21 protein-coding genes and 1 riboswitch are annotated in these 22,308 nt (G+C 35.2%); of the genes, 18 read left to right on the forward strand and 3 right to left on the reverse strand.

Going from position 1 to position 22,308, the window contains the following annotated elements; translation table 11 throughout:
* Positions 1–54 precede the first annotated feature (54 nt).
* Both ABWU55_RS01865 and ABWU55_RS01870 read left to right on the forward strand, forming a co-directional pair.
* Positions 55–327: a hypothetical protein gene (locus ABWU55_RS01865; protein WP_353286412.1), complete on the forward strand. Its 273-nt coding sequence runs from the start codon at positions 55–57 to the stop codon at positions 325–327.
* Positions 324–962 (forward strand): P44/Msp2 family outer membrane protein, encoded by a 639-nt coding sequence (locus ABWU55_RS01870; RefSeq protein ID WP_237357341.1) that lies wholly within the window; start codon positions 324–326, stop codon positions 960–962. Before ABWU55_RS01865 ends, ABWU55_RS01870 begins: the two co-directional genes overlap by 4 nt.
* Before the next feature lie 14 nt (positions 963–976).
* Here the strand turns inward: ABWU55_RS01870 and ABWU55_RS01875 are convergent, their stop codons facing one another.
* Positions 977–2,299: a malic enzyme-like NAD(P)-binding protein gene (locus ABWU55_RS01875; RefSeq protein WP_077188090.1), complete on the reverse strand. Its 1,323-nt coding sequence runs from the start codon at positions 2,297–2,299 to the stop codon at positions 977–979.
* Positions 2,300–2,433: 134 nt separating this feature from the next.
* Here ABWU55_RS01875 and pgsA point away from each other — a divergent pair, with 134 nt between their 5' ends.
* From pgsA to ABWU55_RS01930, 11 genes are all read left to right on the forward strand, one after another.
* Positions 2,434–2,976, forward strand: a complete 543-nt coding sequence (pgsA, locus tag ABWU55_RS01880; RefSeq protein ID WP_253303417.1) for a CDP-diacylglycerol--glycerol-3-phosphate 3-phosphatidyltransferase — start codon at positions 2,434–2,436, stop codon at positions 2,974–2,976.
* A gap of 111 nt (positions 2,977–3,087) precedes the next feature.
* On the forward strand, positions 3,088–4,029 hold the full coding sequence (locus ABWU55_RS01885; RefSeq protein ID WP_010962628.1) for a hypothetical protein: 942 nt from the start codon (positions 3,088–3,090) through the stop codon (positions 4,027–4,029).
* A gap of 60 nt (positions 4,030–4,089) precedes the next feature.
* On the forward strand, positions 4,090–4,797 hold the full coding sequence (locus tag ABWU55_RS01890; protein WP_155968525.1) for an outer membrane protein assembly factor BamD: 708 nt from the start codon (positions 4,090–4,092) through the stop codon (positions 4,795–4,797).
* 59 nt (positions 4,798–4,856) lie between these two features.
* A complete protein-coding gene (locus tag ABWU55_RS01895) occupies positions 4,857–5,591 on the forward strand; it encodes a YebC/PmpR family DNA-binding transcriptional regulator (protein WP_353286413.1) in 735 nt (244 codons plus the stop codon).
* A gap of 3 nt (positions 5,592–5,594) precedes the next feature.
* Positions 5,595–6,533, forward strand: coding sequence for a M23 family metallopeptidase (locus ABWU55_RS01900; protein WP_265023748.1), 939 nt, complete (start codon positions 5,595–5,597; stop codon positions 6,531–6,533).
* 7 nt (positions 6,534–6,540) lie between these two features.
* Positions 6,541–7,386, forward strand: coding sequence for an SPFH domain-containing protein (locus ABWU55_RS01905; protein WP_264705665.1), 846 nt, complete (start codon positions 6,541–6,543; stop codon positions 7,384–7,386).
* Between the two features lie 76 nt (positions 7,387–7,462).
* Positions 7,463–7,565, forward strand: a riboswitch (TPP riboswitch).
* A complete protein-coding gene (locus ABWU55_RS01910) occupies positions 7,554–7,829 on the forward strand; it encodes a SemiSWEET family sugar transporter (RefSeq protein ID WP_006280002.1) in 276 nt (91 codons plus the stop codon). Its footprint overlaps the riboswitch before it by 12 nt.
* Complete coding sequence (locus ABWU55_RS01915; RefSeq protein WP_353286414.1) at positions 7,810–8,502, forward strand: thiamine diphosphokinase; 693 nt, start codon at positions 7,810–7,812, stop codon at positions 8,500–8,502. The genes ABWU55_RS01910 and ABWU55_RS01915 overlap by 20 nt, the downstream gene beginning before the upstream one ends.
* 1,246 nt (positions 8,503–9,748) lie before the next feature.
* Entirely contained in the window at positions 9,749–11,143 is a 1,395-nt protein-coding gene (locus ABWU55_RS01920; RefSeq protein ID WP_038198837.1) for a malonyl-CoA decarboxylase, read from the forward strand.
* A gap of 75 nt (positions 11,144–11,218) precedes the next feature.
* Positions 11,219–13,015, forward strand: coding sequence for a translation elongation factor 4 (gene lepA / locus ABWU55_RS01925; RefSeq protein WP_264373826.1), 1,797 nt, complete (start codon positions 11,219–11,221; stop codon positions 13,013–13,015).
* 854 nt (positions 13,016–13,869) lie between these two features.
* Positions 13,870–14,244 carry a TrbC/VirB2 family protein gene (locus ABWU55_RS01930; protein WP_006279664.1) on the forward strand — a complete coding sequence of 125 codons (375 nt, stop codon included), beginning with the start codon at positions 13,870–13,872 and terminating at the stop codon, positions 14,242–14,244.
* Here ABWU55_RS01930 and ABWU55_RS01935 read toward each other — a convergent pair.
* Positions 14,220–15,218 (reverse strand): pyruvate dehydrogenase complex E1 component subunit beta, encoded by a 999-nt coding sequence (locus ABWU55_RS01935; protein ID WP_010082654.1) that lies wholly within the window; start codon positions 15,216–15,218, stop codon positions 14,220–14,222. The two genes, ABWU55_RS01930 and ABWU55_RS01935, sit on opposite strands and share 25 nt — an antisense overlap.
* Before the next feature lie 547 nt (positions 15,219–15,765).
* On the reverse strand, positions 15,766–16,761 hold the full coding sequence (locus ABWU55_RS01940; protein WP_353286415.1) for an ATP-binding protein: 996 nt from the start codon (positions 16,759–16,761) through the stop codon (positions 15,766–15,768).
* An 819-nt stretch (positions 16,762–17,580) separates the two neighbouring features.
* On the opposite strand from ABWU55_RS01940, the gene ABWU55_RS01945 reads away from it, so the two are divergent.
* The 5 genes from ABWU55_RS01945 (at position 17,581) to ABWU55_RS01965 (ending at position 22,270) form a co-directional block, all read left to right on the forward strand.
* A complete protein-coding gene (locus ABWU55_RS01945) occupies positions 17,581–17,847 on the forward strand; it encodes a hypothetical protein (protein ID WP_353286416.1) in 267 nt (88 codons plus the stop codon).
* A gap of 207 nt (positions 17,848–18,054) precedes the next feature.
* Positions 18,055–19,260: an MFS transporter gene (locus ABWU55_RS01950; protein ID WP_353286417.1), complete on the forward strand. Its 1,206-nt coding sequence runs from the start codon at positions 18,055–18,057 to the stop codon at positions 19,258–19,260.
* 249 nt (positions 19,261–19,509) lie between these two features.
* A complete protein-coding gene (locus ABWU55_RS01955; RefSeq protein WP_353286418.1) occupies positions 19,510–20,454 on the forward strand; it encodes an ankyrin repeat domain-containing protein in 945 nt (314 codons plus the stop codon).
* Between the two features lie 270 nt (positions 20,455–20,724).
* On the forward strand, positions 20,725–21,798 hold the full coding sequence (locus tag ABWU55_RS01960; RefSeq protein ID WP_353286419.1) for a hypothetical protein: 1,074 nt from the start codon (positions 20,725–20,727) through the stop codon (positions 21,796–21,798).
* Positions 21,791–22,270, forward strand: coding sequence for a hypothetical protein (locus ABWU55_RS01965; protein ID WP_353286420.1), 480 nt, complete (start codon positions 21,791–21,793; stop codon positions 22,268–22,270). The genes ABWU55_RS01960 and ABWU55_RS01965 overlap by 8 nt, the downstream gene beginning before the upstream one ends.
* Positions 22,271–22,308 lie beyond the last annotated feature (38 nt).

The following is a 22,308-nucleotide window of genomic DNA, read 5'->3' on the forward strand; positions in this document are numbered from 1 at the left end:
AAATAGAAGCATACTATAATAATGGAATGACAAATTATGCAGGGAGGCTTTGTGGTGGGCGAAAGATTTAAATTCACATATCTATTGGTTTTGCTAACTTTTTCATTTAGGTGCTTATCTTACGATGATAAAATAAATAACTTAGAGAATGTTTACATCAAAGCTAACTATTTTGGAGCATTCTTCAATGCAATAGGTTCTCTAGAAGGAAAAGAAGATGCAGGTGACAATATAACAGAGGGGTTTTTAGTTTTAATAAGAAGGAGCGAATTGAAGCTGGATACAGTCCTAAATATGTTCCAGGGTTTGCCGGTAGTGCTGCAATAGGGTATTTATTCAAAAATATGAGAGTTGAGTTTGAAGGCTTATATTCTCAGACTAACTTATATGATGAAGATTATTCAGATAAGAAAAAAGCAAGATATATTGAACTTCGTCGTCACAATGATGCGTCTACTGGAGCGGAATGCAATTCACCTTGGAGAAGTGGAAAGGTTGATATTCACATTCAAGAAAATTGTAGTGTTGAAGCAGAGTTCAGAGCTGCATTTAAGATGAAAAATGAAGGTTTTAATAACTTAGCTGGAATGGTCAATGTATATCGTGATTTTAATATAGCAAAAATGCCATTCACCCCATATGTTGGTATTGGTGCAGGTGTAACTAGGGTTAAATTTCTAGGAAAAACCAGATATGCCTTGGCTTACCAAGCAAAACTTGGTATCAATCACCAACTTACAGCACAAACTCAAGCATTTGCTGGTTTACGCTATTTTGGTATCCTTGATAACCAATTTAAAGATATTGTACCAGGAATAAAGATACTAGCTGGTGAAGGATATATTCCTGCCGGTGGAGGAAGTAAAGTTGATGAAACTGCACGTGTTGAATCAACAACTGCAACCATTACCAATAGGTTTGGCATATATGGCTTAGAGTTTGGGTTGGTTTATCACTTTTAACTTTATCCAATAAATTACATATGTGAAGATAGTAAATTCAGCGTGCTGAGAACATTAGAAAGACGAGATTTTAATTGATTTTCATATTTACTCCAATCTTGTATTGCCTTTCTTGCAACACCTGAATCAACTGCGGCTTTTGCAACAGCAGGAGCTACTATAGAAATTAATCTTGGGTCAAATGGAGTAGGTATTATATATTCACGTCCATAGCCCATTTTACGACCGCCATAGACTGCAGATATCTCACCTGGTACTGGCTCACGGGCAAGCTTTGCTATTGCATCTGCAGCTGCAATTTTCATTTCATCATTTATTGTTGTTGCATGTACATCAAGCGCCCCTCTAAATATATAAGGAAAACCCATTACGTTGTTGACTTGGTTGTTGTAATCTGACCTACCAGTTGCAATTATTGCATCTGGCCTCACAGATTTTGCAAACTCAGGCCTTACTTCTGGATCGGGATTGGCAAGAGCAAAAATAATCGGGTCTTTGCCCATACTCTTTAACATCTCTTCATTTAACACATCTTTTGCAGATAGTCCGATGAATACATCAGCGCCTTTTATTGTATCAAGTAGAGAACGTTCGGAAGTATCAATTGCATACTTTTCCTTCCACTCATTCATATCCTCGTTTCTACCTTTGTATATTACTCCTTGCTTATCACACAGCACTATATTTTTAGCGCCCATGGACTTTAGTATTTCTAAACATGCAATACCGGCTGCTCCAGCACCATTCATAATGATCTTAACGTCCTCTAATTTCTTTTCAACAATATCAAGAGCATTTTCTATGCCAGCTGCAACAACCACCGCAGTTCCATGCTGGTCATCATGGAACACTGGAATATCCATCAGTTCATTCAGGCGTTTCTCTATTATAAAACAATCGGGAGATCTTATATCTTCTAAATTTATCCCCCCCCAACTTGGCCCAAGATACCTTACTGCATTGATGAAATCTTCTATATTTTCTGTACCAACTTCTATATCAACTGCATCAATATCAGCAAAACGCTTAAATAAAACAGCTTTGCCTTCCATGACAGGTTTTGCAGCAAGAGGACCGATATTACCAAGTCCAAGCACTGCAGTGCCATTTGAAATGACAGCAACACAGTTGCTTTTTGCTGTATAATCATAAACAACCTCAGGATTTTTAGCTATTTCAAGGCACGGAGCTGCAACACCAGGGGAATAAGCAAGTGACAAATCATACTGGGTAGATAAAGGTTTTGTTGGCATGATTGAAATTTTACCAGGGTTACCACCTCTGCTGTGATACTTAAGCGCTTCTTGTTTTGTGGTACTATCTAAATCATCGTTCATCATTACATCCTTATATTTTAAGCTTGTATTTTTTAAGTATATGGAGTTTTTATAAATGTTCAATTGTAAATTATTAACTTGTGAACTCTGTTGTACTTCTGTATAAGTTTACCTATTACGTAAGATGATATTACATGCTTAAAAAAAACGTGCCTAATTTGCTTACAATTTCTCGTGCACTTGCAATACCAGCAATAATATTAAGTTTTTATATAGAAAATAAATATGCAGGCCTGATAACAATATCAATCTTTGTGTTTGCGTGCATTACGGATTTTTTTGATGGTTACCTGGCGCGTGCGTGGAAAGTCCAATCAAAGTTTGGCAAGCTATTTGATCCAATTGCTGACAAATTAATAGTGGTTTCAACGATAATTATGCTAGTTTATAAGCATAAGATAAATGATTTTACAATAGTACCATCGATTATCATCATCTGTAGGGAGATATTAGTCTCGGGTTTGCGGGAGTTTTTGATAGCTACAAATGTTAGTCTACCTGTAAGCAAAGCTGGCAAAATTAAAACATTTTTGCAGATGGTTGCTGTAGTAGCGCTAATAATGAACGATTATTATATGATTCAATATACAGGTGCGATTTGTTTATGGGTTGCAGCTATTATAACTATGTGGTCAGGCTATAATTATATCCTAGCCGGCATCAAACAGATTGATTAAATCTCCTAGGAAATAGTTAATAGACAAGAGTAGTTAATATCTTAGTGATATTGACTCAGAAAGCAAAAAGGTGTATAATTATATTAACTTACAACTAATTAGGTTAATATTATGAAAATACCTAGTGGCAAATTTTCTTCTACTAAAAAGGTTCCAGGAAAGAATAAGAAAAAAAGAGATTTTGAACCATTAGAAGAGTTTTTTTGGGATTTTTGGCCAACAGTTGATAAAGAAGTCAAAAGAGAAAGGCTAGAACAAGAACTATTAGCACTAAAAAAAAGAGAGCTATATAGAAAATGTGCATCATTGGCAACAATGGTCCCATTTACATTGCTGATGGCGATTGAACTGGAAAAAACATATAGCGATCAGGTATTACTTGGCGTGATAAGTGGCGCGCTAAGCCACACTATATTACCTTTTACAGTCTTATCTCTTATTTGTACGCTATATTTAATTTACAATAATAGGAAGATAGCACAAAAAGAACGAGAGTTGGAGATTATTGAAAATGGAGAGGAAGTAAAGGAAAAAGAGCACAATATTTCTGATATAGGTCAGTGTTTGATCTATATTGAGGCTATAACAACTGCACTGGTTATTGTAGGTATGATAATGGGTGAAACATCTTCACTTGAAGCAGCAGAGGATGCAATTTTATTTCTTGCCAATGCAATTGCTTTTCTTGCAACTCTTGTTTCTTATATTGATAAGCATGAAAAAAATAAGAAAAAGGAAACAGAAAAGTCTGATCTTGATGAGAAATCTAGCAAGAAAACTAGCAATATATCTGTAGCCGGATTGGCGCTTGCTGGTTCTTCTGTATTTTTAATAAGAAGGATAATGTTAATAGCATTAGCATCGTCCTTAAATCCTGCTGTTGGACCTACTTTAGGCTTGGTAGGTATTGCAATTTTTATGGCTGTACAGGTCTTAACTATACATTCCTACAGTAAGACGCTGAAAGATCCAAAAGTGGAAGGACGAGGTGAATCAAGAAATGCAGGTAGTTCTGACCGTAGTTATAAAGAAGAAGGACCGGCTATTGCCTAAGAAATTTATTTATTTAAGTAATATTTAGGTCTATACTTTATTTTGATCGAAAAAAATCTTATGTATAAGACTTTAATCACGTGCTTTATTTTCCTAATTTGCTCCTTTACACAATCGTATGCGGATGATCTTGAAAAAACTGAAACTGAACTATATGAAGAAGCAGTTGAACTTTTTGACCAGAAAAAATATAAACAAGCTATTAGGGCATTTCATAAGATAGAGGATTTGTATCCTTTTTCTTATTGGGCAATGAAAGCAAAATTATTATCTGGGGTCTCTCACTATAATATGGGTAACTATAGCAGTGCTGCAAGTGATATGGCTGATTATATATATGTTTATTCAAATGGTGAAGATTTACCATATGTATACTACTTAAGGGTATTATCTTATTACATGCAAATTAATAAAGTGCAACTTGGACAGCAAACTGCATATAAAACTTTAGAGCTAGCCACTGAGTACATTAATCTCTTTCCAGGCAGCGAATATGTAGACGAGATAAAGGAAAGAGCAAAATTAATCACAGAACATATATCAACAAAAGAGTATTCTATCGGTAAATTTTACCTGAGGCGTGGTGAATATTTAGCAGCAATTAAGCGTTTCCAGAATATGGCAAGCTATAAGGATTCTAAATATTTTTCTAAGTCTATTAACTATTTAGTAGCAGCCCATTCAGCCCTTGGCCTTGACTTAGAAGCTGAGCAGTATGAAAGTATGTTATTAGCAGAAAACCTGCAAGATGCCAAGCCAGAGGCTTGAAAATTTGCTTTAGCTTTTTCTATGCTTTGATATATAATTAGGTTTTTAACTATTTGAATATGGCTGGTCATTCACAATTTTCAAATATAAAACACCGGAAAGGTGCTCAGGATGCAAAGCGCTCTCAAAAATTTACGAAGCTGATTAGAGAAATAGCAGTTGCTGCAAAGCAAGGGCTACCCGAACTCAACCCGCGCCTTCGCTCTGCTATATTTGCTGCACGCAAGGAAAATCTACCAAAAGATAAAATAGAAACAGCAATAAAAAATGCAACTGGTAACGTTGCTGGAGAAAATTACGAGGAAATCCAATATGAAGGTCATGGGCCTTCTGGCACTGCACTCATTGTCCATGTTTTGACTAATAATCGCAACCGAACTGCTTCTGAGGTACGTTATATATTTTCTCGCAAGGGTGGAAACTTGGGAGAAACAGGAAGTGTTAGTTACCTTTTCGATCATGTAGGCTTAATCGTCTATAAAGCAGAGGGTGTGAATTTTGATGATTTATTCAGTCATGGAATCGAATTAGAAGTATTGAATGTTGAGGAAAATGACAAAGAAGGATTACACGTTATAACTTGTGAAATAAAAGATTTTGGTAAAGTACGCGATGCCTTTTATGCAAAATTCGGAGAACCAGAACTTGCTCGTCTTTCATGGCAGCCAAAAGATCTGATTGAAATTAGCGATAAAGAGTTGATTGATAAATTATCTGCATTGGTTGAAGAATTAGAAGATAATGATGATGTACAGTATGTGGAAGGTAATTTTACTTTTGTTGATGCTGTTTAAATGATGAAGCTGATTGTATTTATGCTGCTCTTTATCTTACCGTTATATACCGCTGAAACATCAACAGATCTTGCACAGCCATTCCAGCATGGAATCAGAAAAAAAAAAGCTACTTTGACGACAGAAAGTGATAGAAAGTTGTTATTCATATCCAGTACCATAAAATCTTCCTTTTTTGCCACGGAAGGGTTGGCGCCAAATACAGTGGTGAAATTGATCAACATATATAAAGATTTCGGTGTTGATTTTAAAAAAGACATTGTGCCGAAGAGTAAATTGGAGGTTCTTTTTGAGAGATTGCCTAATAATCAGAAGACTGAAGAAAAAATTTTATATGCTTCACTGACAATAAACAAGAAAGCTATTAGTTTATATCATTATAAATCGCAAGACGGCAAAGAAAGGTATTTTAATAAAGAAGGAATAAGCTTAAAAAATGGCGAAATTTTTGCAAATCCTTTAAATGGAGATTATCGCATATCCTCAAAATTTGGCAATAGAAAGCATCCTGTTCGCGGTAAAATTGCTTTTCACAAAGGAGTGGATTATGCAGCTAAACTTGGCACTCCCATATACGCTGCTGCAGAGGGTGTGATAGAATATATAGGAAAGAATGGTGGCTATGGAAATTACATCAAAATAAAACACAAAAATGAATATTCAACCTGTTACGCGCATATAAGTAGATTTAGTGGCGATATAAAGTTAGGCTCTAAAGTAAAGCAGGGGCAGATCATCGCTTATGTTGGTAGCACTGGTGTTGCAACAGGACCCCATTTACATTACGAAGTTATATATAATGGCAAACACATTGATCCGCTTACGATAGCACATAAAACTGAAGTAAAATTGCCTGATCATGAATTAAGAGAGTTTAAACTATTTGTAAATAAGATAAACAAAACGATCAACAGAGAGAGTTCAAGTGAAAAAGAAGTTTAAAGACAATATGGATAAGAATACGATAAACGATAGAAATTTGAGTCAAATTCGGGCTTTTCCTGTACTAATAGCGCTAGGATTAATTTTATCGCTGCTTTTTTTGGCATATGACAGCACAATTGCACTTGGAGTTGCTGCCGTTTCAATTTTGACTTTTCTTCAAGGATTTTTTATTAATGACCCTAATGAAGCAAGAGTGATAGAATTTTTTGGTCATTATATTGGAACTTATTTTAAGTCTGGAATATGTGTAACGCTTCCCTTTTCAAGCAAATATATAGTTTCCCTAAAATTTCAAAATATCAACACAGAAAAAATAAAAGTGAATGATGCCAATGGAAGTCCAATAGAGATTTCAGCAGTGATTGTTTGGAGAGTGAGCAGTCCTGCAAAGGCGTATTATAATGTTAACAACTATCACGAATTTGTTTTTGTACAAAGTGACTCAGTAATAAGAGAATTAGCAAGCAATTATCCGTATGATAGCGAAAGCGATGAGGAGTCTTTACGTAAAAATTCTGATAAAATTTCGAGTGAATTGCAGTCAATGTTACAACAAAGATTAGATATTGCAGGAATTGAGATTACAGAAGCAAGAATATCGCATTTGGCGTATTCGTCCGAGATTGCACAAGCAATGTTAAGGCGTCAACAAGCACATGCTATCACTTCGGCAAGAAGGCATATAGTGCAAAATGCAATAGGAATTGTCGAGGAAGTAATAGCTCATTTTGAAAAAAACAAAAGCTTACAATTAGATGGCAAGCAAAAGGTTCAATTGATAAATAATTTGTTGGTTGCCCTAATCTCTGAGCAAGATGCACAACCGACGATTAGTTTAGATAATAATTAGCATAGAAGCCGATTGGGTTTCATAAATGCAAGTCACTATTAATTTCTTGATTAATAGACTAAATGATGTTATAAATTACACGCATTAGGGGTGCTCTAGAAAAGCTGAGAGTACATAAAGTACAACCCTTTGAACCTGATATTGTTAAAGCAAGCGTAGGAAAATGTATGTATATAAATATTGAAGAATGCTTCGGCTTCATTGCGTTAATTGCATCTCTAATTGGATTATCACCTCAAGTATATAAAGCATATATCACTAAAGTTACTCGTGATGTATCGATGTTAATGTTAGTAAACTATCTTATTTGTTCATTGTCTTGGATTGGCTATGGTCTTTACCAGAGCTCAATTTTTGTGGTGCTTAGCAATATTGCTGGATTAGTGATTAGCATAATATCAATTATTCAAAAATGTTACTACGATGCAAAACCTGCACCATGATCATGTGCTGCACTGCAGTACACAACAACAATATCGTTCTATTGTAGTGCTAAATGGAAAAATACCGAGCTCATCGTTTTTTAAACGAGATATACCTATTATTGCTGTAGATGGAGGAGCAAACAAGCTTCTATCAATTGGCGTAAAACCTGATCTTGTAGTAGGAGATTTGGATAGCGTAAATCTGGATTTACGTGCTAATTTGAATACGATATATCTACCTGATCAAGATTATTGCGACTTTTCTAAAGCAATGGCTCACTTAAAAACAGTAAAGTTATTGCCATCAATAGTAACGGGTATTACTGGAGGAGCAATTGATCACATACTACAGAATATTAACATTTTTCTAAGTACGGGCAGTATCTTTTACACACCTTCACCTCCCATGGTAGGTTACACTTTACAAAAAGGTATTACCCATTTTTTTTCTTTGCCAAAAAATACTAAAATATCTTTACTTGGTATACCGAGAGCTCAAATATCAACTAAAGGATTAAAATGGGAACTGCACCTTAGTAATCTTGCTTTTCCGGGAAAAAATTCTTGCTTTAATCGAAGTTTAGACAATAAGGTATCCGTAGAAGTACACAGTGGTATATGTCTAGCAATGATTTATTTAGAGACAGTAGATGATGCTGCAAGACATCATGTGCGTCAAGTTAAGAAGTAAATAGACTTCTTGCATAACCCAAACTAAGTAGAAAAAAGGTATCATCCAAGTAGCTGACACTGGTTCCTTTATGACGTGTCATTCCAGTTTCAGCTACTTGAATGACAGCAGTCCTACGTCATACCGCCGCGGTATCTCTTAGCCGCTAACAAGCAGCGGGATGACGAATTGCTTAACCGTCATACCGCCACAGACCGTCATACCGCGATTCATTCGCGGTATCTCTTAGCTGCTAACACGTAGTGGGATACTTGATCTTTACAGGGATGACGGTTGTCAGGCTAGCCTGTCATCCCAGTGCCCAGACACTGGGATCCAGGAATTTTATTAAGTTGGTAAGCATAAAAGTGTTATGTAAAATACAACGTTCTTGATGGGATTGCGTGAAAGGCTGGATTCCAGCGTCACGCGCTGGAATGACAGCAGTCCTACGTCATACCGCGATTCATTCGCGGTATCTCAGCCGCTAACAAGAGATCCCGCTAACAAGTAGCGGGATGACGGTTGTCGTTCAGCCACAAACATTAAGAAATTTACCAAATGAAAAAAAAGGCAAAAGAAGCCCCGTGGTTATTATCCGCTTTAAAATATTGGCGTTTTTTATGTTTTAAACGCTTGACAAGCGAAATTCAGCTGCTTTTAATTGCAACTAACTTACGCTGCAAACGTTTAAGAAATTTACTAAGCAGAAAAAAAGACAAAGAATCCCCGAGTTAGCTAGTCTTTTACTATCTCTGTCGAGTATTGGCATTTTTTGATGTCTTGTAACGCTTTATAAGCGCGTTCAGCTTATTTAGATAAAAATCTAGATGTAGATGAAGTTTTGTAAAGACATACAGTATCTATATACTGCAAAAAATTGAACATAAGACGCCGATACATTAAGTAATCCTTACCTTTTAATCTGCAGATTGGCGAAAGCAAATACAATAGCTTCAGTTTCATGATAGGGGAGCTGGCGGAGTTTGTCAAGCAAGTTTTTTCGTTTCTACTGAATGACAGTTGTGGCTTGGGAGGTAGTGCAAGAAGTCTATTGTATTACTGAATTATTAATAATCTAGTAATAGTGCCTGCTATGTAGCTAAAATTTTCCTTTAACTTAAGCTATATGTAGCTAAAATAACTTGGGTTTACCGACGATTTGACAAACGACAAATTCGTCATCCCGCTACTTGTTAGCGGGATCTAGAGATATCGCAGCGGTATGACCCTGACTTGCATTAGCTATGTATAATAAAGGGAATCTATGACAAAAGAATCATTGGTAAAAACTGATATAGTGAAAGTTGAAGACAAAAAGGCGGTAAGAAGCTTTTTTAAAATACTAGGTGGAGTGGCAGATGCTGTAAGATCGTGGATTGGTAACATCAGTCCTGATTTAAGCAACAGTCGCGATATCGATAGTTTAGTCTTGAAGATGAACGAGTGCTTAAATCCAAAGGGAGGGGAGGTTTCAGCACGTAAAAATGCTGTATCTCTTGGTAACTTGTACTTAAGCTTATCAGAGAAAGGTAAAATAAAATTTCTACAAACCCTGGCAGAAAAATTTAATCCGAATAAAGCGGAAATAGATGAGAAAATTAGAGAGTATAAGAAAAACCAAGATCCCGAGTTAAACTATAAATTTGAACAGGATTTAATAAAAATTCTTGAATCACCGCGTTCTAAAATATTGAAGCAATTTATTTCTTTACCAGAAGGCCTTAAGTTTATTGTTGATATGCGTTCTGACGTGCTTAAGCTAAAGAACCAATATAGAAGCTTGAATCCACTAGAAAGCGAATTAAAAAATATACTCTATACTTGGGTTGATGTTGATCTACTTGATCTTCGTCAAATCACCTGGGATTCACCTGCATCATTGCTAGAAAAACTTATAAAATATGAAGCTGTGCATAAAATTTCCTCTTGGGATGACTTAAAAAACAGGCTGGGTCTCTGTTTTGCTTTTTTTCATTACAAGATACCAAACGAACCTCTAATTTTTGTAGAGGTTGCATTGGTGGATAAGATTGCAGATAGTATTCAACACCTTTTAGATGAGTCAGTACCTTCAAATGATCCGAGTAATGCAAGCACTGCTATATTCTATTCAATATCAAACACTCAAGCAGGGTTATCTGGAATCAGCCTTGGTAATTTTTTGATCAAAAGGGTTGTAGAAAAGCTATCACAGGAGTTTAAAAGTATAAAAACATATGCAACTCTTTCTCCAATACCTGGCTTTACGAAATGGCTAAAAAACAATCTAAACCAAGATGTCACTTTATTGGGCAAACTAAATATAAAACAATCTAGTGCAGAAATTTTAGAAAGTGCAGAGCAATTAAAAATTAACGTTGAATGTATAAATGAAACTAAACAATGCATGCTTAAACTATGTGCATATTATTTACTAAAAGTGAATAATAGTAATGGGAATGCTTATGATCCGGTGGCGCATTTTCATTTAAGCAATGGTGCATCGATAAAACAATTAAACTGGATGGCGGATACTTCTGAAAAAGGTATTAGTCAGTCGGCTGGAATGATGGTAAATTATCTGTATGAGTTGCCTAAAATAGATAATAATCATGAAAACTATATGGTTAATAAAGTGATTTCCTGCTCGAAAAAAGTGTCGTCTATGTTGAAGGAGTAAATAGTCTCTTAATAAAGGATTGCCCTCACAACACTTAAAATGTAAAATGGTTCTACTTAAGTAAAATAGCCATAAATGAACAACATAAGAAATTTTGCAATAATAGCGCATATAGACCACGGTAAGTCAACGCTTGCTGACCGTTTAATAGAGGAATGTAACGGCCTTGAAGCAAGAGAAATGATCAATCAAATACTCGATTCAATGGATATAGAACGCGAACGTGGGATTACAATTAAGGCACAGACGGTAAAACTCAATTATACGGCAAACGACGGTAATCAATATTGCCTAAATCTCATGGACACCCCAGGTCACGTTGACTTTTCTTACGAGGTAAGTCGAAGCTTAGCCGCATGTGAAGGTTCACTTTTAGTGGTAGATAGTAGCCAGGGCGTTGAAGCACAAACCCTTGCAAATGTATATAAAGCTATTGACAACAACCATGAAATAATAGTTGTGCTCAATAAAGTTGATCTTCCTGCTGCAGATCCAGAAAAGGTAAAACTCCAGGTTGAGGAAGTAATTGGCATTGACGCAAGTGAGTCAGTTTTAATATCAGCAAAAACTGGACTTGGAATAAAAGATGTACTGGAAGCAATAGTAGCAAAACTTCCAGCTCCTCAAGGTGATGTAAATGCTCCACTGCAAGCAATTTTGGTTGATAGTTGGTATGACACTTACTTAGGAGTAGTAATTTTAGTGCGAGTTAAAAATGGAGTGCTAAAAAAAGGCATGAGAATTGTTATGATGTCTAATAATGCTACATACCAGATAGATAATATCGGTATTTTCACCCCTAAAAAAGTGATGACGGGTGAACTTTCAGCGGGTGAAGTTGGTTTTATAACTGCTTCAATGAAGGAAGTAGCAGACTGCAAGGTAGGGGACACTATCACTGAGGAAAAGAGACCTTGTAGTGAAGCACTTCCTGGATTTAAAGAAGTGCATCCTGTGGTATTTTGTAGCATTTTCCCTCACAAAACGGATGATTTTAAATATCTAAGGGAAGCTCTAGAGAAGTTACATTTAAATGATGCAAGTTTTACCTTCGAAGCTGAAACTTCAAATGCACTAGGCTATGGATTTCGTTGTGGTTTTTTGGGAATGTTGCATCTTGAAGTTATTCAAGAAAGGCTCGAGAGAGAATTTGATTTAGACCTAACAGCAACTGCACCGAGTGTTATATATAGGGTTACAACACGAAGTGGTGAAATTTTGAATATTCATAACCCAAGTGATATGCCAGATCCAACGAAAATTGAAATTGTGGAAGAACCATGGATTACTGCAACCATAATGGTCCCTGACCAATACTTGGGAGAGATTCTATCTCTATGTGAAGAAAGGAGGGGAGAACAGGAGGATTTATCTTACATTGGTAACACAACAACAGCATTGTTAAGATATAAATTACCACTGTCTGAAGTTGTTTTTGACTTTTATGATCGATTAAAATCAATTTCCAAAGGATATGCAAGTTTGGATTGGGAAATTTCCAGCTATCTGGTAAGCCAAATAGATAAATTAAGCTTTTTAATTAATGGAGAGCCCGTAGATGCACTGGCTTGTATCGTTCACAAAAGTAGGGCAGAAAAAAGGGGGCGTGAAATATGTGCACGCTTGAAGGATTTAATACCACGTCAGCAATATAAAATCGCGATTCAAGCGGCAGTGGGCGGAAAAATTATTGCCAGAGAAACGATTAACCCATACAGAAAAGATGTAACAGCTAAACTCTATGGTGGGGATGTAACGCGAAGAATGAAGCTTTTAGAAAAGCAAAAGAAGGGTAAAAAAAGGTTACATTCTATAGGGAACGTAAATATTCCACAGAATGCTTTTATTCAAGCTTTGAAGATAAGTGATTGATCTTAAAAGACTTCTTGTATAGTTTTTGGCAACAACCGTTAGAAACGAAAAAACTTACTTGACAAACTCTGCCAGCCCCCTTATCATGAAAGTGAAGCTATTTATTTATCTTCTCTGTACAGATTAAATGACAAAAAAACTCACGTATCTGGCGTCTCATGTTTAATTTTTTGCACTATGTGCACCTTATGTCTTTATCAAACTTCTACCTACATAAGCTGAAACGCGCTTATAAAGCGTTTAAAACATAAAAAAACGCCAACTTAAAAAATGGATAGTGAATAACTAGCTACCCTAGGGTTTCTTTTGCCTTTTTTTCTGTTTAGTAAATTTCTTAATGTTTCTAATTTAGATTAGTTGCGGCTTAAAAGCAACTGAATCGCGGTTATTAAGCATTTAGAATAAAAAAACGCCATACTTGAAAGTATAATGTAAGTAATTAGCCAACCACGGGGCTTCTTTTGCCTTTTTTTTCATTTGGTAAATTTCTTAATGTTTATGGCTAAACGACAACCGTCATCCCGCTACTTGTTAGCGGCTGAGATACCGCGGCGGTATGACGTAGGACTGCTGTCATCCCAGTGCTTGACACTGGGATCCAGTTGAGCTATTTCAACAAAAATACTGCATTTGAGATGAACGTTCCAGACTTATTTATAAATATAACAATTAAAGTCTGGATTCCAGCGTCAAGCACTGGAATAATATCGTTTACTATGTCTATATTACAATATTTGTGCAGTTGTGTGTCAACTACTTTTGTGGCACCGTTTGTTGTTCAATCTTTATGCTAGTTTTACTAAAAATTATAGTATTTTAGGTATAATTGCAATATCTAAATTTAAGGTATAGAGATGAACCCTAGGAAAGTTTTTAATATTCTTTTTATAGTATTATTTATTTCTTTTTCTCATGTTGGGAGTGCTGCTGCTGACACTAATACTGATACAACTGCTCAAGTAATATGTAACATTATTGGCTACGTTTGGGGAATAGGCGGACCGCTTATGACCGTAGTGATAATAGGTGCAGCTTTGCTTGCGATATTTGGTAGAATGCCATGGCCAGCTCTTTTTGCACTCGGTATATTTTGTGCTGTATTTTTCGGTGCTAAAACTATCGTCATAAAAGTAATGGGTGGTATAGGCGGCACTGGAAATACTTCTTTGATGGACCAATGCGGAACAGGAGACACAAAAAAGAACTATTTTTTTCTAAAACAGACCTGATGCACGGCTTCAACTATATCTTCCACTTGCGGTAATGCTTTTTTTTCTAGATTTGCAGCGTAAGGTAAGGGGATGTCCTTGCCAGTTACACGTACAACTGGAGCATCAAGGTAGTCAAATCCTTGTTCCATAACAACGGCTGACAGCTCTGCTCCTATTCCTGCAAATGGCCATCCTTCTTCTACACTAACTAACCTATTAGTCTTCTGAATAGAGTTAATAACAGTTTGAGTGTCAAGTGGTCTTAAGGTTCTGAGGTCAATAACTTCAGCTTCTATACCTTTACTCGAAAGTAAATCTGCTGCATTTAAGGCATCCATTAATTTTAATGAAAAAGCAGTGATAGTTACATCCTTTCCTTCCCGTATAACAGCAGCTTTGCCTATCTCAAGTAGATAATCTTTGTTTGATAGCTCAGAGTCAGAAACTTCATGCTCATGTCCATAAGCTATTTCGTTTTCTAGAAATATTACCGGATTAGGGTCACGAATTGCAGCTTTAAGCAGACCTCTGCAATCTGAGGCAAAATAGGGTGCTATTACTTTTAACCCCGGTATATGCGAATACCAAGCTGCAAAGCATTGAGAATGTTGTGCAGCAACTCTTGCTGCAGCGCCATTTGGTCCACGAAATACTATAGGGCATCCAAGTTGTCCGCCTGACATATAATTTGTTTTTGCTGCGGAATTCACAATTTGGTCAATAGCTTGCATAGAAAAATTAAAAGTCATAAACTCGACTATTGGCTTTAATCCAGCAAATGCCGCTCCAACAGCAAGGCCAGCAAATCCATGTTCGGTAATAGGCGTATCAACTACTCTGTTTTCTCCAAACTCTTTCAGTAATCCTTTCGTTACTTTATAAGCACCATCATACTCTGCAACTTCTTCACCCATGATAAGCACATCAGAGTCGTTTTGCATTTCTTCTCTAATTGCTGTGCATAAAGCTTCTCTTACACTTAAGGTTGCCATTTATAAACTTTTATAGACTTTAACTAAAGTAACTATATCAGAATTACTGGGGGTAAGTAAAGTGTACAAATTAAGTTTTACAAACATCATGACCAACTCATTCCAAAAAAAAATCTTCTCACGCTTGCTGGTTTTGGTTGCTAAAAATGATTGTATTGCTTGTGTTTTTAATAATATATACTGCTAAGTTAATAATAATTCACTTGGGAATAACAGAAAAATACATGATAATTTTATATTTCAAATAGAATAAAATCCTTTTTATTGATACTGTCTTTTTTTGTAAAAAACATTCCTAACTTTTCCACCACTTTTTCTGGCTAAGGTCAGTATAACTTTTGCTTGAAATAACTGTTTATATGGTGCAATTTACAGCTTTTAGTTGCTAAAATTATAACTCTTAATTTAATAATTTTAATCCAATAAGCTTTCAGGTTAATAAAATTAAATTATTTGAGTAAATGCAATACCATGTCTTTATTTGTGGGTAATAATAAGAATAACGAAGGTTGGCTCAGCTACACTTCTATAATTTCAATTTTTATGTTTACCGTATAAAAGAAGTTTCTTCTATCTGTGTCTTCGCGTTTGAAACTAACTTTATTCTATCTCTTTCTTGTTCTGGACTTAACCTGTGAAGCGCGTAACTGAAATCTTCCTCACTCACTATAAGCCGTCTTTGCGCACCAGCGCTAATTTTTGCTTCATTCACTAATTGCTCTAACTCAGCCCCAGAATAGCCTTCAGTCTTGTCTGCAATGTCTTGGAGGCTTAGCTTTTCATCAGTTTTTGTACCTCGCATATAAAGTGCCAATATCTTTTGTCTCACCTCTATGTTTGGATTAGGGACATAAACCTTCTGACCTAAACGTCCAGGTCTAATAAGTGCTGGATCTATACCACCGATAAGGTTAGTTGCACCAATTACTATTATATCTTTTCTGCTCTTAAATCCATCTATTTCAGTTAACAACTGTGTTAAACTCTCTCGACAATGGTAAGCTGAGTTATTAGCGGTACTTCTTTTTTGTGCAACTGCATCTATTTCATCTATAAAGACTATACAAGGAGAATATTTTTTTGCTATTTTAAAAAGCTCGCGTACAGCATGTGCACCATGACCAATATATACTCCAATAAGTTCAGGACCTGAGATGCTTATGAAATTCATATTTGATTCACCTGCAATTGCACGAGCGATAAGTGTTTTACCATTTCCAGGAGGGCCATATAATATGTAACCTCTTAGTGAATTAATACTTTTATTTCCAAACAGCTTGCGCATTTCTTCTGTCATTTGGTCACAGCAAATCATCTGCAACCGTTGTTTTAAGGAGTCATCAATTATAGCATCAGCAAATGTTATTCTTTTATCATCTGAATTAGCTAATTCTATCGATATAGGCAGCTCTACTTCCTTTAGTTTGCTGAATACTTGATCATATACAAACCAAACAATAAAAAGGAGAACGACAAGTAACACACAAGGCATAGCTTCACTAACATAATGTGCAGCTAACTCATACCCTTTACTAAGCAACATTGTATGCATATAGGCAAACAAAAAAGCGATAGAGACAATAGTTGCCACGCATAGTAAACAGATTGAAATTCTTTTTAGTAATTCTGAAATTTCAATTTTTTTCATCTTAATACCTTATACCAATTTTAAACTAAGAATAATTTTATCTAGCTTACCTATTTTAGCTTGATTAGAGCGTTCAGAAAAATTATCAAGTACGTACTTTATTAAATACTAAAAACAATATATCACCATATTGTCACATACATCTTTAAAGTTTACCAAATTCATTTTCAAAAAACAAGATTTTATTATTAACCCGAATTCTGGATTAGATTTTAGGTAAATTATTGAAAGTCTTGAATTTTACTAAATTAGTAACTAGTCTTAAAATGCTTACTGCTTTATCGTAAATGCTAAAACAATAAGCTATTGATATTCTTGTTTTTTTTAATCTCCAATCCAGAATTCGGGTTAAAAACGCTAACTTGTATCTTCAAGAAGTAAGACATAATAGCTCTAAAATGTCTTGCAAGGAAAGGTAAAGCTGAACGCTAACTTATGCCAGAAAAATACCGTCTTGTTTGCCTTTTTGAGTAGTATCATCTTATTTTTCCTGTAAATTTTGTTTATAACGCCTAAGATTTACGATATTTTAATCCCGGTAGAATATCTTATAAAATCAGATTATATGTTATACCTATGGAAATAGATAACTTTCAGCAATATTACAACCAAGAAGAAATGAAGACAGTAACATTAGCTCAAATTTATAAAGACTTGGTAATAAAGATATTCGATATAGCCACAAGCAAAATGTAAGCTACTATTAATGGTATTATGGAAATAGCACCAACGATACCACCTACTATACCTACTACCAGAGGTGACGGAGTAGTAAGGCTTAATATAATAAGTGGGAGAGATATAATTGATAGTATTATAGAAATTACACCTACTGTTTTCAGAAGAGATAGAAATCCTTTTGAATCTAAGTGTTCTTTAATTCCCTTAAATAATATAAAGAAAATGCTTATACACGCTATAGCACAAAGTATTACTGCTGCTATTTTTATTATAGCTGCTGATATAAGTGCTGCTAAATAGGCTATATCTATTATAACTTTACCACTAAACTTAATAACACTGCAATTATCACACACCATAATAAAAAAGTCAACTCCATATGTTTAGGTTGTAAAATCCCAAAAAGCAGCCAGAATAGAATAAGCAAACATTTACGAATTGAATTTAGTGCAAACAAGGGTGTTGATATCAACCATACTCTGCAAAATCGCAATATGGTATGACTACATGCTTTTTATTGATTTGATTAACATAATCAGCAGAGAGTTTTGTTTTGCAAAAGATGTCTACAGTAACATACTGCAATTATTTGGAATTGTAGGGCTAGGTGCAATTGTAAGGCCACTTGGTGCATTCATATTTGGTCACGTTGGTGACAGGTATGGAAGGAGGATAGCATTAATAATTACTATCTTGCTAATATCGATACCATCAAGTCTCATTGCATTTATTCCAAGTCACAATCAAGTAGGTATAATTTCTACTATATTGCTTCTTGCAATCCATATAACACAAGGAATTGCACTTGGTGGTGAACAAGGAAGTTCTGTTTATCTTATAGAGCATTTATCCAGTAGGAAAGAGAACTTAGGGATGTATTTTGGAATGATGGGTTTTGGTCGCTCCATTGGCGTCTTGCTTTCTGCGGTGATAGTGATTATCTGCAAAAAAACTACTGATTTTTGTACCTGGGGTTGGAGATTGCCATTTATTTTCTCAGCTATTTTAGGATTAATTAGCGCGTATAGCATATACACATTGGGAGAAACTCCAGCATATGAAAAAAATCGAAAACAAAGAAATTTACCTGATTTGCCAATAATAGAGCTTATAAAACGCCACAAGAGAGCTCTTATACTTGCTATTTTAATATCTGTACCTGTTAATGTTGCTGTTGGATTTACCATATTTCTTCGAACTCTCGCAAAGGAAATAGCATCAGTGGATGTTTATGTAACAACATATACCAACGAAATTGTATTGATTATAACCAGTGTATTAATGCCGATATCTTCAATAGCGTTTGGAATGTTGGCTGATAAAGTTGGAAAAGAGCGCACTGCAATCTTATTTATAGCAATTACAATGGCACTGTGTTGTCCTGCGTTATCTATTGCATATTACTATAAAAATTATCTTGTGATTGCGTTGAGCGTAATGGTTCTCTCTATAATAGAAAGGGGTATAGTTCCTATAGGAATAGTTGCATCTGAACTCTTTCCTACCAATGTTAGATTTAGTGGTGTGAGCTTATCACGCAATATCTCTTATGCGTTACATGGAGGATTTACTCCTATGGTTTGTATTTGGTTGACTGTAACATTTCCTCAAACAAACCTTGCTGCTGGGCTTTATATAGTCTTCTGCTTGTTGATCAGTGTGGTAGCAATATTGCAAATAAAACCGCAAGATAAGAAATTTGATTGGTCTTAGTTTTCTCTTAAGTGTGTATTCTCCTAAGTTGAAAAAAGGTGTGAAAAATGCGCTAATCTCGCTAAATGAGAAAATTTTATTGCGGAAAAATTAGAACGATCAAAAACACATGCCATGATAAACTTTTTTATGCGTAACACTAATTTCTTATTCTATTCGTCTAAAAAAACAGTATTTCCAACTGTAAATTTAAGTCTTTACAAGCGTCACAAATATAGTATGATATAAGTTAGGCTTTATAGAGGGTATATGGCAACAGATACAGAAAATAATAATAGAATTAATATAGTACGTGAACAAGCAGGAAATGCTGTTCATTCAGATATTGCTTACTCAGAAAGAATACAAAAATCAGTAGAAAATGAAGCATTGTGTGATGCGTGGTCTAATTTTGAGTACTTTGAAGATGTGTTGAGAATAAAAAACAGCACCGATAGGGAAAACAGAATTAAGCAGCTTATCAAGGAAGATTTAGATATAAATGCTACAAAAAATGGCAAAACTATTCTAGACGTTGCTATAGAAAAAAAATGCTCATCAAAAGTTATAAGTTCATTAATAAGCAATGGCAGTAGGATTGATACTATAGATGCTAGCGATCGTACTGTACTGCATAGATCTGTTAGGAATGAAAATAGAAAAGTTGTTGAGTTGTTTTTAGAAGCTAATGAAAAAGAAGTGTCTCAGTACCTGGTAGCAAGGTTTTTGCCATTGTCTATGTTATATCAAAAAATAGAAGTAAATGCTAAGGATAATGATGGTTGTACTGCTTTGGATTATGCTCAATATGGCAGTGAAATGTATAGCTTGCTGCAAAAATATGGAGCACAACATAGTGAAAAGTTTTTATACTCACGCAACCTTAATATAGGGGAATTAGATTTAAATAAACTTGTTTCTGACCATAACTACTGCTTTGATGTGCTTACAAAAGCATTAGAGATTGAGGACAGATGCGAAAAGGAAGAGGTTATAGATTGGTTGCTAAAAAATGGTGCTAACATTAATGTTAATAAAGGTGATCAAGCCCTACTGAGTGTTGCAGCTGAAAAAGGTGATGTTGAAAATGCTGTGCTATTGCTTGAAAGGGGAGCACATGAAGGAGTAAATTCTCAAGATGCTGAAGGAAGAACGTTATTACTAAATGCAATTATTCAAGATAAGTTGGGCCATGCAAAATATCTCATAAAATAAAGAGTTAACGTTAATATACCAGATAATAATGGAAATAGCTCACTACACTACGCTGTTGTCAATTTTATTAAGCAGCGCTTAATTGAATGTGATGAAACCTATACAGCTAACGCTACTTTTTATGATTTTCTTAAGAATGGTGCAGATCTCTATATCAAAAATCATGATAACCTTACAGCATTTGAATATGCTTTTCACGCAAGAATAGCTCCTAGGGAAGCTGTTTATTTATTCAAGCTATATATAGAAAGAGGTGATCAGAGTGAAAACATGCAGTTAGTAAAAAATTTCAAATTGCCTTCTGGTGAAACACTATTGGAGTATTTTTTCAACAATAAATTATTTGATAGTGCTCAATCTTGTATAGATCTAGGAGCAAATGTTTCGCATAATGGGTCATCTTTACTGATACAAGCTCTTCAGAATCGAGATATAGAAGGTATCGGGTTTCTTTTACGAAACAGAGCAGACATTTCAAATAACGCAAACATTTCAAATAATAAGAAAAACTGTAAGTTGTATTTCCAAGTAGCGGTTGGATGTGTAGCGATGTTTTCGCTTGGTATGGGAGCTGCAGCCACGTTTACTCTAATTAAAATGTCTCCGCTAGTGTTAGTAATAGTAGCTGTGACCTTCTTTTTGACTGCAATAGCATCTATGTCTCTGTTTGTATTATATAAAAAAGTAAAAGGGGAACGCAAACACGAGGTAATTGTTAATAATGCTGTATTTAACATAAGTCTAGAAGAAGCAGCTAATGATTTGTTTAGCGGGTTATCAACTATAGCAGAAAGAGGAGCAGAAGCAGGTGCACTATACCTGGAAGTAAAGGAAAAGACTGAAAGTGTAGCTAAAAAAATGACATCCAAAAAGGAATTAATTGAAGCAAGATTTCAAAATATACAAGAAAACTTCATTAATAAGTTAAGTAATTTTGAAGAACTTCAAGGTGCTAGAGATTCTAGTACTTTAAAGAAATTCTATGCTGCTGTTAAAGATGTTCTAAAGATACGCTCCAGCATTCCTATTTCCAATTTACATCTATTATCGCTTGTTTACCATTTATCATTGGAAGTATCATATGCTATTTTTCAGGCAATAACTGATCCAACTCTTGGAAGTACAATTTTAACTGCCATAAGTGAAAGAAAATTGCCTGAAGATAAGCAGTGGGCTAAGGTATTAAAAAATACAGTACCAAACTTAATAAGAAATCAAGAAGTTGTGCGGAATGTTATAGTACCAACTCTTACTGATATTTTAAAGAGCCTATCAGAATCAAGAGAAGAAAGAAAATTTATAATCTATACTCTATACTCTGGTCTGCCTGAAAGAAGTGATTGATGAAGTTTATACGACATCGGTACAAGAGTCATTGTATAGGATATTAGGAGTAGAACTTGCAAATAGTCTAAATGGTATGGTACAGGCAATAAGTAACCTATTAGGCTGCTATGGACACGAAGAAGTAGAACGTGCAAGAACCGCAAATGAGTTAGATTACAGAGTAGGTAAACTTACACCTGAAGAAACGCAGCAATTCGTTATAAACTTAGGAGAGAGAGTAGGATCTCTCAGGGAGTTTGAGGGTCGAGTTACAAATAAACAGTCAATTAGTAAATTGATAGATTATTGTTTGGACCCAAAACTGAATGATAGGGAAGCAGCCGCAACACTATTAAATTATATACTCACATGTACTGAAGATGGTCGTTATTTGGCCGCTGAAGCTGGTACTAATAATAATTTATCTAGCAACTCTAATGTTGTACTTATTACGCACGTGGCAGCAAATCGATCTGCACAGTTAGACTAGAGGCGGCTATATGGAAAAAAGTGAAGATAGTTTCAGAG

This window comes from Wolbachia endosymbiont (group A) of Crataerina pallida (genome assembly GCF_964028475.1).
In the GTDB taxonomy this organism is placed as follows: Bacteria; Pseudomonadota; Alphaproteobacteria; order Rickettsiales; family Anaplasmataceae; genus Wolbachia; species Wolbachia pipientis.

Bases quoted from the DNA above. Each gene is read 5' to 3' on its own strand.
- ABWU55_RS01875 (WP_077188090.1), bottom strand. From the start codon at position 2,299: ATGAACGATGATTTAGATAGTACCACAAAACAAGAAGCGCTTAAGTAT.
- pgsA (WP_253303417.1), top strand. From the start codon at position 2,434: ATGCTTAAAAAAAACGTGCCTAATTTGCTTACAATTTCTCGTGCACTT.
- ABWU55_RS01885 (WP_010962628.1), top strand. From the start codon at position 3,088: ATGAAAATACCTAGTGGCAAATTTTCTTCTACTAAAAAGGTTCCAGGA.
- ABWU55_RS01890 (WP_155968525.1), top strand. From the start codon at position 4,090: ATGTATAAGACTTTAATCACGTGCTTTATTTTCCTAATTTGCTCCTTT.
- ABWU55_RS01895 (WP_353286413.1), top strand. From the start codon at position 4,857: ATGGCTGGTCATTCACAATTTTCAAATATAAAACACCGGAAAGGTGCT.
- ABWU55_RS01900 (WP_265023748.1), top strand. From the start codon at position 5,595: ATGAAGCTGATTGTATTTATGCTGCTCTTTATCTTACCGTTATATACC.
- ABWU55_RS01905 (WP_264705665.1), top strand. From the start codon at position 6,541: ATGGATAAGAATACGATAAACGATAGAAATTTGAGTCAAATTCGGGCT.
- ABWU55_RS01910 (WP_006280002.1), top strand. From the start codon at position 7,554: ATGTATATAAATATTGAAGAATGCTTCGGCTTCATTGCGTTAATTGCA.
- ABWU55_RS01915 (WP_353286414.1), top strand. From the start codon at position 7,810: ATGCAAAACCTGCACCATGATCATGTGCTGCACTGCAGTACACAACAA.
- ABWU55_RS01920 (WP_038198837.1), top strand. From the start codon at position 9,749: ATGACAAAAGAATCATTGGTAAAAACTGATATAGTGAAAGTTGAAGAC.
- lepA (WP_264373826.1), top strand. From the start codon at position 11,219: ATGAACAACATAAGAAATTTTGCAATAATAGCGCATATAGACCACGGT.
- ABWU55_RS01930 (WP_006279664.1), top strand. From the start codon at position 13,870: ATGAACCCTAGGAAAGTTTTTAATATTCTTTTTATAGTATTATTTATT.
- ABWU55_RS01935 (WP_010082654.1), bottom strand. From the start codon at position 15,218: ATGGCAACCTTAAGTGTAAGAGAAGCTTTATGCACAGCAATTAGAGAA.
- ABWU55_RS01940 (WP_353286415.1), bottom strand. From the start codon at position 16,761: ATGTTGCTTAGTAAAGGGTATGAGTTAGCTGCACATTATGTTAGTGAA.
- ABWU55_RS01945 (WP_353286416.1), top strand. From the start codon at position 17,581: ATGGAAATAGCACCAACGATACCACCTACTATACCTACTACCAGAGGT.
- ABWU55_RS01950 (WP_353286417.1), top strand. From the start codon at position 18,055: ATGCTTTTTATTGATTTGATTAACATAATCAGCAGAGAGTTTTGTTTT.
- ABWU55_RS01955 (WP_353286418.1), top strand. From the start codon at position 19,510: ATGGCAACAGATACAGAAAATAATAATAGAATTAATATAGTACGTGAA.
- ABWU55_RS01960 (WP_353286419.1), top strand. From the start codon at position 20,725: ATGCAGTTAGTAAAAAATTTCAAATTGCCTTCTGGTGAAACACTATTG.